This is a genomic window from Streptomyces sp. NPDC026062 (assembly GCF_055568375.1).
This window is the reverse complement of the sequence record NZ_JBVHOQ010000015.1, coordinates 102,419-116,046: the sequence shown is the minus strand read 5'-3', so window position 1 is coordinate 116,046 and position 13,628 is coordinate 102,419. Positions and strand designations below refer to the sequence as shown.

Here is a 13,628-nt window from a genome sequence, read left to right as displayed (position 1 = left end):
GCGCCACGGGGCGGTGCGTGCCCAAGGGGAGTTCCGGTGGACCGAGTTGTCCGGAACCCGGCGCGGGCCGGACACGCGCACGACACGTGTGAGGGGCACCCCGCGGACCTCACGGGGTGCCCCTCACACGTGTCGTGACCCCTACGGCCGCTACTTCGAGATGTTCGGCGACGCGGGAGGTATCGGCGTCGCCGCCAGGGACTGGGGCGAGGTGGTCGAGGCGTAGGCCGAGGGAGCGGCCATCGCGGCCGTGGGGTCGGCTGCCGAGGGCTCGTCCGGCTGGGCCGGGACGCCACCGATCATCTGGATGCCCGCCTCGTCCAGGGCGTTCTTGATGCGCCAGCGCAGCTCGCGCTCCACCCCCAGGGCCTTGCCCGGCATCGTCTTCGCGGTCACCCGGATCGTCATCGAGTCCAGCAGCACGCTGTCCAGGCCCAGGATCTCCACCGGGCCCCACAGACGCTCGGTCCAGGGGTCGTCCTTGGCCATCAGCTGGGCGGCTCCGTCGATGACCGTACGGATCCGGCCGAGGTCCTCCGTGGGCCGTACCTGTACGTCGACGCCCGCGGTGGACCAGCCCTGGCTGAGGTTGCCGATCCGCTTCACCTCGCCGTTGCGGACGTACCAGATCTCGCCGTTGTCGCCGCGCAGCTTGGTGACCCGCAGGCCGACCTCGATGACCTCGCCCGAGGCGACGCCCGCGTCGATGGTGTCGCCGACGCCGTACTGGTCCTCAAGGATCATGAAGACACCGGACAGGAAGTCGGTGACCAGGTTGCGCGCGCCGAAACCGAGTGCCACCCCGGCGACCCCCGCGGAGGCCAGCAGCGGGGCCAGGTTGATCTCGAACGCGCCCAGGATCATCAGGGCGGCAGTGCCGAGGATCAGGAAGGAGGCCACCGAACGGAGTACGGATCCGATCGCCTCCGACCGCTGTCTGCGCCGTTCCGCGTTGACCAGCAGACCGCCGAGCGCGGTGCCCTCCACCGCCTGGGCGCTGCGGTTCATGCGCTCGATGAGCTTGGTCAGGGTCCGGCGGACGGCGATGCGCAACGCGATCGCGATGGCGGCGATGAGCACGATCCGCAGACCGGTGTTCAGCCAGGTGGACCAGTTCTCCTCCACCCAGCTCGCGGCGTTGCCGGCCTGCTTCGCGGCTTCGTCCAGCGAGCCACCGGGCTCGGGCGACGGGGCTGCGGCCAACAGGGCGGACAGGGACACGGCAGAACCTCCGATTGGGCGAGCGCTGAACAACCACACTAACGGGGCATCCGGAATGCTCCGTTGCCGTGATCGAGGGGAGAGACGCGTTTCACCCGGGATACGCACGAGGTGGGGGACTCGTCCGGCGAGAGCGGCGGAAACGGTGCCGCGCGGGCGTTCTGTGGCCGATCGCACACCGGGCGCGACCGAGGCGGGCGGGCCCCCGAAGAGCCTGTTCCGCACGCGTTCCGTCGTCCGGGCGGTACGGCCCGTGAGGAAAATCCCTCCGGCCCGTTACCCCCACGTGGTGGCGCTCCGACCAGGCAGGAGGGGAGACTGAGAGCGGATCGTCCCGGCGCGAGCCACGCGCCGCCGGCGTACAAGGAGGCGTCCACGTGCCGCATGTCCTGGTTCTCAACGCGTCGTACGAGCCACTCGGTGTCGTACCGCTCCGCCGCGCACTCGTCCTCGTCCTCGAGAACAAGGCCATCTGCCTCGAAGAGTCCGGCGCCTTCATGCACAGTGCCACCCGTGCCGTCCCGGCCCCCAGCGTCGTCCGCCTGAAGCGGTTCGTGCGCGTCCCCTACCGGGGTCCGGTCCCGCTGACCCGCCGCGCGCTCTTCGCCAGGGACGGAGGGCGCTGCATGTACTGCGGCGCCGCCGCGACCAGCGTCGACCACGTCATTCCGCGCAGCCGGGGCGGGCAGCACGCCTGGGACAACGTGGTGGCCGCCTGCCGCCGCTGCAACCACGTCAAGGCCGACCGCCATCTGCCCGAGCTCGGCTGGCGGCTGCACCAGCAGCCCGCCCCGCCGACCGGCCTGGCCTGGCGGATCATCGGCACGGGACACCGCGACCCGCGCTGGCTGCCCTACCTCCAGCCGTTCGGCGCGGACGACGCGATGGCCCGGATCGACGGCATCTCGGCCTGAGCACACCGGGCGCGGGCGGTCCCGGGGCGCGGGCCCCGGGACCGGATGCGCGCCCCCGCGCGGACGGACCTGGACGGGACGCGGCACCCGGATGTGCGACCCGGGGTGCGTCAGTCGTCCTGGCCGGCCACCGCGTACGCCTGGACCGACCAGAGCGAGTAGCCGTACTCGGTGGCCCGCCCGTCGCCCTGGATCCGGATGAAGCGGGTGTCCTTCGCGTCCATCCGGACCGACTCGTGCCCGCCCTGGCCGCCCCGCACGGTGGCCGCCGTGCGCCAGGTGCGGCCGTCCGCGGAGACCTGTACGCGGTAGCGGGAGGCGTACGCGTCCTGCCAGTCCAGCACCACCTGGCCGATCCGGGCCGGGGCCGGCAGCTCGGCCTGCCACCAGGCGCCGTCCTCGGCCGGTGAGGACCAGCGGGTCTCCGGGTCGCCGTCCGATGCCGCGGCCGCCGGGAAGTCCTCGGTCTCGTCGCCGGACGAGGAGGCGGTGGCGGTACGCAGCAGATCGGGGCCGGCCGTACGGGGGAAGGCCCGCACGGTCAGCGTGGTCTCCTCGGTGCCGAAGGCGAACGGAACCTCGTACTCACCGGCGGGCGTGCCCGCGGGGACGGTGATCTCCACCGGGACCCCGGTACGGGAACCGCGCGGCACGGTCGTCTGCTTCGGCACCCGCACCTCGATGCCCTTCGGCGCCTTCGCCGTGAGCGCGCCGCGCACCTCGGCCGGGCGGCGCGCGGAGAGCCTTGCCTCGACCCGCAGCGGCTTCCCGCCGATCTCGGCGTCCGTCTCCCCGCGTGCGAGGTCGAGCCGGGCGGCGGGCTCGTCGCCGAACCACGGGACGAGCGAGCGCACCCGGGGGGCCGTCCCCGCGGACGGGGCGGCGCCCGCCAGCGGGGGGATGATCAGGGGCGGCGCCCCGATGACCGCCGGGGTGGCGGTCGGCCAGCTGATCCGGACCGCGTCGGCCCGTACACCCTGGCCCGACGACTGGGTCCAGCCCCGCGCCGACAGGGTGCCGAGGCTGCGCCAGCCCTCGCCGGGCACATGGGCCTGGACCGTCGCCCCCGACACCGTCGTGTCGTCGCCGGGCACCGTCATCGCGGTGACCGCCTCCAGCGGACGGACCCGGGCGAACCGCACCGTATAGCTGCCCGGGGCCTCGGCCACCGTGCCGCTGTCGCGGTCCGAGCCGGTCCACGCCCCGGACTCCTCACGCACCCGGTCGAGGAACGGGCCGAGCACGCCCTTGCCGACCGTCGCGCCGCCCGTCTTCACGGCCTTGAGAGCCGGTTCCAGGGCCAGCGAGGCCTCCCAGGCGGCCGCCCCGTCGTCGCGCGCCTGTGCCTGGAGCAGATCGACGGCCAGCTCACCGGCTCTGCCGTAACGGGCCAACTGCTCACTCCACGGACGCACTTCGTCGTCCAGCCGCCCGCCGGCCGCTCCGGCCAGCCGCTGCGGGGTCTCGCGCATCACCGTGAAAGCGGCCCGCAGACGGCGCGCCGCCTCGTCGCGCGCCGGGGCGCCGTCACCCGTACGCGACTTCCAGAACGCCGCGAACAGGGGCCGCAGATAAGCCGATTCGTCGCCGCCCAGCACGGACCCCGCGCTGTTGCCCGCCAGCGCGCGCAGCGCGTCCCTGCTGCGGGCGTCGTCGCCCGCGAGATCGTCCACGGCCGCCTGCCAGGACTCCTGCGGCTGGTACGCCTTCGGGTTCCAGGCGAAGTCGGCGGCGGTGAACAGCGCGACCCGGGACGCGGACGGCTGCTCCATCGCATTGGCCAGCAGCGCCGCCGAGCCCGTGGCGACCGCCGGGTCCCGGCCGGTGTAGGGGCCCAGGAAGATCCGGTCCTGCGCGTAGTCGTTGACCGGGTAGTTGTCCATCGTGACCAGCGGATGGCGGAACGCCGTCCGCGCACCCGCCAGTTCACCGCCGGTGATGGTCCTCGGCACGACCCCGACGCCGGTCCACGCGACCTGCACCCGCTCGTCGAGCTCCCGGGCGAGCGCGGTGCGGTACTCCGTCGCCCCGTCCTGGTAGTACTCCGTCGGCATCATCGACAGCGGTTCCGAGCCCGGGTGGCGGTCCGCGAGATGCCGCGCCACCTCGCTCACGACACGGGCCTGCGCCCTGGCCGCGGCCTCCGGGCCGCTGCCGAAGGTGCCGGCGTCGGCCGAGCAGTGCCACTCGCTGTAGCTGACGTCCTGGAACTGCACCTGGAAGACCCGCACGCCCAGCGCCCACATGGCGTCGATCTTCTTCGTCAGCGCCTTCACGTCACGGTCGGAGGACAGGCACATGGACTGGCCCGGAGCCACGGCCCAGCCGAGCGTCACATGCTCGGCGGCGGCCCGTTCGGCCAGCGCGCGGAATTCGGCACGGCGCTCGGCGGGGTAGGGATCGCGCCAGCGGTCCTGCCGGTACGGGTCGTCACCGGCCGCGTAGAGATACCGGTTCTGCTTGGTGCGCCCCATGAAGCCGAGCTGGGAGAGCCGTTCCTCCTGGGACCAGGGCTGTCCGTAGAAACCTTCCGTCATCCCGCGTACGGCGCCGGCCGGCCAGTCCCGGACGGTGACGCCGGCGATGCGGCCGTCTCCGGTCAGCTGACGCAGTGTCTGGACCGCGTGGAACAGGCCGTCGTCGCCGATGCCGTCCACGGCGACGGTGTCCCGGTCCGCGACCCGGCCGACCGCGATCCGGTAGCCGCCGGACGGGAGGTCGCCGCGTTCGGGCGCGCGCAGGGTGCGCAGCGCGTCCAGGGCGCCGTCCCCGCCGAACCGGATGACGGGCCCGCCGCCGGGCAGTGACGTGTGGACGGTCCGCACACCCGCGTCACGCAGCACCGTGCGGAGAGCTTCGACCGCGTACGGGTCGGCTCCTTCGCCGGCGACCAGGGTGGCCTCGGTGGAGAGCGGTACCGGGGTCCCGGATGCCTTGATGCTCTGCGGCCGCGGCCACACGGCGGGCGGCGCGGCGTCGTCGGTGCGGTCCGGGTGGGTGACGGCGGGGGTACCGGGTGCCGAGGGGGCGGCGACGGCGGCCGGCGCTCCCGCGGAGAGCAGCCCGCCGAGCACGGCCACGGCGACGGCCGTCGCGTGCTTCCTGCGCCTGAGCTGCATGCCTGGCTCCCTCGCTTCCACCGGTGGGCCCCCGAGCCCACCACCCGCGCGCGAGGGTGTCAATGCGCAGGGTCGCTCTGGGCGGAATGCCAGAAATGGCAGACGGTGTGAACGGCGCGCGAAGGTCACCGGTACACGCGAAAGACGACGCCGAATGGCCGAAATCGGAGGACGTCTTGCGGGCAACCGGCCTTCGGGGAACGGATTGTGACCCGGAGCACGTTGAACTCGTTGTCATAACGCCTACGTCTGCGGCCGCGTCCGCTGGGTAGGCCTGCTGTGTCCTGTTCCCCACGGCCAGGAGGCCACCATGCCCGCCGCCGCGCAGCTTCTGCTCTCCGCCCTGACCCCGCAGGTACCGGGTGCCCCGACCGAACAGATGCCGGTTTCCGCCCCGCTGATCAGCGCGTGCCCGGCCACCGTTCCCGGCTCCGGCCCGCTCACCAGCGAAGCGCCGCTGACCGACGCCATACCCCTGACCAGCGAGCCCCCGCTCGCCGATGCCACACCTCTGACCAGCGAACCCCCGCTCGCCGTCCTCGCCCCGCTGACCAGCGAGCCGGCTTTTTCCGGCAGCGCTCGGGGCATGGAGTCCCCAGGAGTCTGAATGGGCTTGTCCCGGCTCGCCGCACTGCACGGCGTCGCCACCTCCTTCTCCCCGTCCGCCGACGTCACGGTGCCCGTCCCCGAGGCCACGGTCGTCGCGGTGCTCGCCGCGCTCGGTGTCGACGCCGCCACGCCGGAAGCGGTACGGGAGGCGCTCGCCGCCACCGAGTCCGCGGCCGGCTCCCGGCTGCTCCCGGCCACGCTGGTGGTGTGGACCGGGGACCCGCTGCCGCCGGCCCTGACCGCGCTGCCGCCCGGCACGGTGCTGACGGTCCGTCCGGAGGAGCCCGCGCCGGCCCCGCCGCCCCCGATGCGCGTCACTGCCGGGGGTACGGTTCCGGCCGTTTCCGTCCCGGGTGCCGGCCCGAGCGCCGTCCGGGATGCCGTCCGTGACGCAGTCCGGGCCGCGACGCCCGCGGTGCCCGCGACGGCCTTGACGCCTGCGCTGTCCTCGGCGCCCTCGATGCCTGTGATGTCCCCGGCACACGAGACCCCGCTGCCGGTTGCCGCGCCCTCCACGCATGAGGCTCCGCCGTCGGCCGGTGCCGCGTCCCCGACGCACGAGGCCTCGCCCTCGACCGGTGCCACGCCCGGCTGGTGGGCCGAGCCGCCGCTGGGGGTGCACCGGCTGACCGTCCGGGCGCCGGGTGCCCCCGCCGAGACCTGCACGCTGGTGGTCGCCCCGGCCCGGGTCCCGCAGCCGACCGGGCGCAGCCACGGCTTCCTCGTCCAGCTGTACTCCCTGCTCTCCGCCCGCTCCTGGGGCATGGGCGACCTCGGCGACCTCGCCGATCTGGCCTCCTGGTCCGGACGCGCCCTCGGGGTCGGCTTCGTCCAGGTCAACCCGTTGCACGCCGCGGTCCCGGGGAGCCCCACCGACCCCTCGCCCTACCGCCCGTCCTCGCGGCGGTTCCCCGACCCCGTGCACCTGCGCATCGAGTCCGTCCCGGAGTACGGGCACGCCCCCGACCCGGCCGCCCTCGACGAGCTGCGCCGCCGCGCCCAGGAGCTCAGCGACGCCGTGCTGAACAAGGGCGCCCTGATCGACCGGGACGCCGTCTGGGCGCTCAAGCGGCAGGCCCTCGACATCCTCGTCGCCGTACCCCTGACGCCCGGCCGCCGTGCCGCCTACTGCGACTTCCTCGCCGAGCAGGGACAGGCATTGGAGGACCACGCCCTGTGGTGCGCCCTCGCCGAGGTGTACGGCTCCGACTGGCACTCCTGGCCGGCCGGCCTGCGGGACCCCCGCTCCAAGCGGACCGCCCGCGCGCACGCGGATCTGCTGGACCGGGTCGACTTCCACTGCCGGCTCGCCTGGCTGACCGACGCTCAGCTCGCCGCCGCCCAGCGCGCCGCCGAGGACGCCGGGATGGCCGTCGGGATCGTCCACGACCTCGCCGTGGGGGTGCACCCCGGCGGCGCCGACACCTGGGCCCAGCAGGACGCCTTCGCGCACGGCATGTCCGTAGGCGCGCCCCCGGACGCCTTCAACGCCCGCGGCCAGGACTGGGGGCTGCCGCCCTGGAGACCCGACGCGCTCGCCGCCTCGGGCTACGCCCCGTACCGGGAACTGCTGCGCGGGCTCCTCGCCCACGCGGGAGCTCTGCGCATCGACCACGTCATGGGCCTGTTCCGGCTCTGGTGGGTGCCCGAGGGGCGCCCGCCCACCGAGGGCACCTACGTCAGCCAGGACGCGGAGGCGATGCTCGCCGTCCTGGTCCTTGAGGCCCACCGCGCGGGGGCCGTCGTCATAGGGGAGGACCTGGGCACCGTGGAGCCGGGCGTCCGCGAGGCGCTCGCCCGGCGCGGTGTCCTCGGCACCTCCGTGCTCTGGTTCGAGCGGGACTGGTCCGGCACCGGCCGTCCGCTCGCCCCCGAGGACTGGCGCGCGGACTGCCTGGCCACCGCCACCACCCACGACCTGCCGTCCACCGCTGCCCGGCTGACCGGCGACCATGTGACGCTGCGCCACCGCCTCGGCCTGCTCACCCGCCCGCTGGACGAGGAGCGCACGGAGGACGGCTCCGACACCGCGCAGTGGCTCGGTCTGCTCTCCCGCCTGGGCATGCTCCCCGAGGGCGGGGACGACGAGGAGGCCGCCGTCCGCGCCGTCCACCGCTTCCTGCTGCGCACCCCCGCCCGCATGGCCGGGGTCTGGCTCCCCGACACCGTCGGCGACCGCCGCCCGCAGAACCTGCCGGGCACCTGGGACCAGTACCCCAACTGGCGGCTGCCCATCGCCGACGCGGAGGGCCGCCCGGTCACCCTGGAGGAACTCGCCGCCGCACCCCGGCTGCACCGGCTGATGGACGTCCTCAGACCTCGCCAGGAGCTTCCGGGGACCCGTACGGCACCCCCGGGCGAGCGTCGCTCGTAGGCGTTCGCTACGTTTGCACCGTGGACAAGAAGAACGCTATGCGCGCCGGCGCCGTCGCTGCCGGAACGACGCTGATGATGCTGCTGATGTCGTCCCCCGCGCTCGCGCTCACCCGCGACGACGGCGACGACCCGGGTCCGGGCCTGAGTGTGTTCGACACGATCGGTCTGTTCGTCGTGGCGCCCATCGCCCTGTTCGTGGTCATCGCGGGCCTGGTCATGGTCCTCGACAAGTCCAAGAAGCAGGCCTAGAGCCTCTCGGGACACCCCGGAACGTCCCGGGTGCGCCGCCGGTACCTCGGTACCGCGCGGCGCATTCGCGTGTCCGGACCCGGGCCCGGAACCAGCGGCCCCGGCCTCCAGCCCGGTTCCCGGGGCGGAGCCGGGCCTGCCCGGTAGGTTGCGGCCATGACCGAGTGGGATGTCAAGAAGCTCCGAGTGCTGCGGGCCCTGCGCGACCGGGGCACCGTCACCGCGGCCGCCGACGCGCTGCTGATGACCCCGTCGGCCGTCTCCCAGCAGCTCTCCCACCTCTCCAGGCAGCTCGGTGTACCGCTGACCGAGGCGCAGGGCCGGCGTGTCCGTCTGACCGACGCCGCCCATCTGGTGCTGCGCCACGCCGAGGCGGTCTTCGCCCAACTGGAGCGCGCCGACGCCGAACTGACCGGCTATCTGCGCGGCGAGGCGGGCGAGGTGCGGATCGCCGCGTTCGCCACCGCCGTACCCGCCCTGGTCGTGCCCGCCGTGCGGGCGCTGCGCGACGGGGACCGTCCGGGGCCGGAGGTGCGGGTCCGGGAGGCCGAGGCGGCGCAGGCGTACGAACTCCTCGCCGCCGGCGAGGTGGACCTGGCGCTCTCGCTGGCCGCGCACGCCCCGACCGCCCGTGATCCCCGGTTCGCCGTGCTGCCGCTGCTCGCGGACCCGCTGGACGTGGCGCTGCCGGCCGGCCACCGGCTTGCCGCCGCGCCCGGACTGCGGCTGGCCGATCTGTCCGCCGAGCCGTGGATCTTCGGCGGATCGGAGCCCTGGTCCGAGATCACCACCGCCGCGTGCGAGGCCGCGGGTTTCGTCCCGGAGCAGGCGCACAGCGCCTCCGGCTGGACGGCGATCCTCGCCATGGTCGAGGCGGGCATGGGGGTCGCGCTGGTCCCGCGCATGGCGTCGGCCGAGCGGCAGGGCCGGGACGGTGTGGTGATGCGGGCCCTCGGCGACGACCGGCCGCGCCGCCATGTGGTGGCCGCGGTCCGGCGGGGCGCCGAGCGGGGGGCGGGGGTGGCCCGGGTGCTCGCGGCGCTGCGGGAGGCCGCGCAACCGTTCAGTCGGACTTAACGATGTATGCGGAAACTTTCGATGGACCTGATGGCTTTCGCCGTACGACAGTGCACGCATGACCTTCGAACAGAATGAGAACCCCCACGAGAACCCCCGCCAGCACCCCCACGAGAACTCCCGCGAGGACCCCCACGCCAACGACGCGGCCCCGTACGGCGGTGGTGACCCGTATGCCGACTACCGCACCACCGGCCTCCCCTTCACCGAACTGGTCGACCTCGCCGACCGCCGTCTCGGCGCGGGGGTGATCGCCGCCAACGACGAGTTCTTCGCCCAGCGCGAGAACCTCCTGGTCCGGGAGCGTGCCGTCTTCGACCCCGGGCACTTCGGCCACAAGGGCAAGATCATGGACGGCTGGGAGACCCGCCGCAGGCGCGGCGCCGACGCCGCCCACCCGTTCCCCGCCCCGGACGAGCACGACTGGGCCCTGATCCGTCTCGGCGCCCCCGGCATCATCCGGGGCATCGTCGTCGACACCGCGCACTTCCGCGGCAACTACCCGCAGCGCGTCTCGGTGCAGGCCACCTCCATGGCGGGCTCGCCCGGCCCCGGCGAACTCCTCGCCGACGACGTGAAGTGGGAGGAGATCGTCCCGCCGACCCCGGTACGGGGCCACGCCGCCAACGGCTTCGAGATCATCAGCGACCGCCGCCACACCCACCTGCGACTCTGCCAGCACCCCGACGGCGGCATCGCCCGCCTCCGGGTGCACGGCGAGGTGCTTCCCGACCCGGCCTGGCTCGCGACGCTCGGCACGTTCGACCTGATCTCGGTCCTGAACGGCGGCAGTTACGAGGACGCGTCGGACCGCTTCTACTCCTCGCCGACCCAGATCATCCTGCCCGGCACGTCCCGCCGGATGGACGACGGCTGGGAGAACCGCCGCCGCCGCGTCCGGGGCACCAACGACTGGGTGCGATTCCGGCTGGCCGCCCAGGGCGCGGTCCGCGCGGTCGAGATCGACACGGCCTGCCTCAAGGGGAACGCGGCGGGCTGGATCGCCCTCCAGGGCCGCGACGGCGAGACGGGCGAATGGTTCGAGATCATCCCGCGCACCAGGCTCCGGCCCGACACCCCGCACCGCTTCCCGCTCCGTGACCGTGCCGTCGTCACCCACGTCCGCCTCGACGCCTTCCCCGACGGCGGAGTGGCCAGGATGCGCCTGCACGGCTCGCTGACGGAGTCCGGCGCCGCCGAACTGGCCCGCCGTTACGAGGAGTCGGTCTCCTGACAGGCCCCTACGGCAACCGCCCGGCTCCTACGGCAACCGCCCGGCCCTTGCGGCCCCGCACCTCTGCGGCCCCCACGGCAACCGCCCGGCCGGCAGGCGCTCGGCGCCCGCCCGCCGGGCGGTCTTTCTCGTGCGGGAACTACGCGGTCGCAGCCTCGGCATCCGCCGTCCGGGCCTTCAGCGCCCGCTCCACACCCGACCGCGACTCCGACACCAGCCGGCGCAGCGCGGCGCTCGGCTCGGCCGAGGCCAGCCAGGCGTCCGTGGCGTCCAGCGTCTCCTGCGAGACATGGAGCGCCGGGTAGAGGCCGATGGCGACCTGCTGCGCCATCTCGTGGCTGCGGGAGTCCCAGACACCCTTCACCGCGGCGAAGAACTTCTCCGCGTACGGGGCCAGCAGCTCGCGCTGGTCGGTCTGGACGAACCCGCCGATGACCGCCTCCTGGAGGGAGTTCGGCAGCTTGTCGGACTCGACGACCGACGCCCACGCCTCGGCCTTCGCCTCCTCGGAGGGCCGCGCCGCACGGGCGGCGGCCGCGTGGCGTTCGCCCGCCGCCGTCCGGTCGCGCGCGTACTCGGCGTCGATCTCCTCGTCGTCGAGCAGACCGGTGGCGGCCAGCCGCTCCACGAAGGCCCAGCGCAGCTCGGTGTCGACGGCCAGGCCCTCGATCGCCTCGGTGCCGTCGAGCAGCGCCTGCAACAGGTCGAGCTGCTGCGGGTTACGGGCCGTGGCGGCGAAGGCGCGGGCCCAGGCCAGCTGATGGTCGCTGCCCGGCTCCGCCGAGCGCAGGTGCGCGAGCGTCGCCTCGGTCCACTGGGTCAGCCCCGCCTCGCGCCACTCCGGCGCCGCGTACAGGTCGAGCGCCATCTTCACCTGACGGTGCAGGGACTGGACGACGCCGATGTCCGTCTCCTTGCCCACCCCGGACAGGACGAGCGAGAGGTAGTCGCGCGTGGCCAGCTCGCCGTCGCGGGTCATGTCCCAGGCGGACGCCCAGCACAGGGCCCGGGGCAGCGACTCGGTGAAGTCGCCCAGATGCTCCGTGACGACCCGCAGCGACTCCTCGTCGAGGCGGACCTTCGCGTACGAGAGGTCGTCGTCGTTGAGCAGGATGACGGCGGGACGCGCGGTGCCGGCCGGGAACGGCACGGTGGTGCGCTCGCCGTCGACGTCCAGCTCGATGCGGTCGGTGCGGACCAGCTTGCCGGACGCGTCGAGATCGTAGAAGCCGATGGCGATGCGGTGCGGACGCAGCGTCGGCTCGCCCTTCGCGCCCGCCGGCAGCGCCGGTGCCTCCTGGAGGACGGTGAACGAGGTGACGTGGCCGTTCCCGTCCGTCTCGATCTCCGGGCGCAGGATGTTGATGCCCGCGGTCTCCAGCCACGCCTTCGACCAGGTCTTCAGGTTGCGGCCGGAGGTCTTCTCCAGCGCGCCCAGCAGATCCGACAGGCGTGTGTTGCCGAACGCGTGCGCCTTGAAGTACGCCTGGACGCCCTGGAAGAACGCGTCCATGCCGACGTACGCCACCAGCTGCTTCAGGACCGAGGCGCCCTTGGCGTACGTGATGCCGTCGAAGTTGACCAGGACGTCGTCCAGGTCACGGATGTCGGCCATGATCGGGTGCGTCGAGGGCAGCTGGTCCTGGCGGTACGCCCACGTCTTCATGGAGTTGGCGAACGTGGTCCAGGAGTGCGGCCACTGCGAGCCGTCGGCGTACGCCAGGCAGGCGATCGACGTGTAGGTGGCGAACGACTCGTTCAGCCACAGGTCGTTCCACCACTCCATCGTCACGAGGTCGCCGAACCACATGTGGGCCAGCTCGTGCAGGATCGTCTCGGCCCGCGTCTCGTACGCCGCGTCCGTCACCTTGGAACGGAAGACGTACTGGTCACGGATGGTGACCGCGCCCGCGTTCTCCATGGCGCCCGCGTTGAACTCCGGGACGAAGAGCTGGTCGTACTTGGCGAAGGGGTACGCGTAGTCGAACTTCTCCTGGAACCAGTCGAAGCCCAGCCGGGTCACGTCGAAGATCGCGTCCGCGTCGAGGTACTCGGCGAGCGAGGGGCGGCAGTAGATGCCGAGCGGGACGGACTGGCCGTCCTTCTCGTAGCTGCTGTGCACCGAGTGGTACGGGCCGGCGATCAGGGCGGTGATGTACGTGGAGATACGCGGCGTAGGCTCGAAGGACCAGATGTCGTCCTTGGGCTCCGGCGTCGGCGAGTTGGAGATCACGGTCCAGCCGGACGGGGCCTTCACGGTGAACCGGAAGGTCGCCTTCAGGTCGGGCTGCTCGAAGCTCGCGAAGACGCGGCGCGCGTCCGGGACCTCGAACTGGGTGTACAGGTAGGCCTGCTCGTCGACCGGGTCGACGAAGCGGTGCAGACCCTCACCGGTGTTGGTGTACGCGCAGTCGGCGACGACCTTCAGCTCGTTGGAGCCCGCCACCAGGTGCGGCAGCGTGATGCGCGAGTCGCGGAACACGGCCGCGACGTCCAGGGCCCTGCCGTTCAGCTCGACCTCGTGCACCGCCGGGGCGACCAGGTCGATGAAGGTCTCCGCACCGGCTTCGGCGGAGTCGAAACGCACCGTGGTGACGGACCGGTAGGTCCCACCCTCCTGCGCTCCGGAGAGGTCGAGATCGATCTCGTACGCGTCCACGGTCAGCAGGCGCGCCCGCTCCTGTGCCTCTTCGCGGGTCAGATTCGTGCCAGGCACGCGGTCATCTCCTTGATCTGTGATGTTTCCGGTCATCCTTCCACGTGACCCGCGCCCAGGGCGATGTCCGTTTCCCGCCGGGGCTGACCGGCGCGGCGAGCCATTCTCGTCGT

9 protein-coding genes are annotated in these 13,628 nt (G+C 73.2%); 6 read left to right on the top strand and 3 right to left on the bottom strand.

All coding sequences use genetic code 11. The features are described from left to right. Positions 1 to 150: 150 nt before the first annotated feature. Positions 151 to 1,221 (bottom strand): mechanosensitive ion channel family protein, encoded by a 1,071-nt coding sequence (locus ACZ4LX_RS16275; RefSeq protein ID WP_467644466.1) that lies wholly within the window; start codon positions 1,219 to 1,221, stop codon positions 151 to 153. 377 nt (positions 1,222 to 1,598) lie between these two features. Between ACZ4LX_RS16275 and ACZ4LX_RS16270 the strand changes: the two genes are divergently transcribed. Further along, on the top strand, positions 1,599 to 2,135 hold the full coding sequence (locus ACZ4LX_RS16270) for an HNH endonuclease (RefSeq protein WP_018552807.1): 537 nt from the start codon (positions 1,599 to 1,601) through the stop codon (positions 2,133 to 2,135). A gap of 110 nt (positions 2,136 to 2,245) precedes the next feature. Here ACZ4LX_RS16270 and ACZ4LX_RS16265 read toward each other — a convergent pair whose 3' ends face one another. Continuing rightward, entirely contained in the window at positions 2,246 to 5,254 is a 3,009-nt protein-coding gene (locus tag ACZ4LX_RS16265) for a beta-N-acetylglucosaminidase domain-containing protein (protein WP_467644462.1), read from the bottom strand. Between the two features lie 310 nt (positions 5,255 to 5,564). On the opposite strand from ACZ4LX_RS16265, the gene ACZ4LX_RS16260 reads away from it, so the two are divergent. The 5 genes from ACZ4LX_RS16260 (at position 5,565) to alc (ending at position 10,799) form a co-directional block, all read left to right on the top strand. Further along, entirely contained in the window at positions 5,565 to 5,861 is a 297-nt protein-coding gene (locus ACZ4LX_RS16260; protein WP_467644459.1) for a hypothetical protein, read from the top strand. Next, on the top strand, positions 5,862 to 8,237 hold the full coding sequence (malQ, locus tag ACZ4LX_RS16255) for a 4-alpha-glucanotransferase (RefSeq protein ID WP_467644456.1): 2,376 nt from the start codon (positions 5,862 to 5,864) through the stop codon (positions 8,235 to 8,237). Between the two features lie 20 nt (positions 8,238 to 8,257). Continuing rightward, entirely contained in the window at positions 8,258 to 8,488 is a 231-nt protein-coding gene (locus ACZ4LX_RS16250; protein WP_467644454.1) for a hypothetical protein, read from the top strand. 156 nt (positions 8,489 to 8,644) lie between these two features. Continuing rightward, entirely contained in the window at positions 8,645 to 9,565 is a 921-nt protein-coding gene (locus ACZ4LX_RS16245) for a LysR substrate-binding domain-containing protein (RefSeq protein ID WP_467644451.1), read from the top strand. A 58-nt stretch (positions 9,566 to 9,623) separates the two neighbouring features. Further along, complete coding sequence (gene alc / locus ACZ4LX_RS16240; protein ID WP_467644447.1) at positions 9,624 to 10,799, top strand: allantoicase; 1,176 nt, start codon at positions 9,624 to 9,626, stop codon at positions 10,797 to 10,799. 139 nt (positions 10,800 to 10,938) lie between these two features. On the opposite strand, the gene pepN is transcribed toward alc, so the two are convergent. After that, complete coding sequence (gene pepN / locus ACZ4LX_RS16235; RefSeq protein WP_467644443.1) at positions 10,939 to 13,515, bottom strand: aminopeptidase N; 2,577 nt, start codon at positions 13,513 to 13,515, stop codon at positions 10,939 to 10,941. Positions 13,516 to 13,628: the final 113 nt, after the last annotated feature.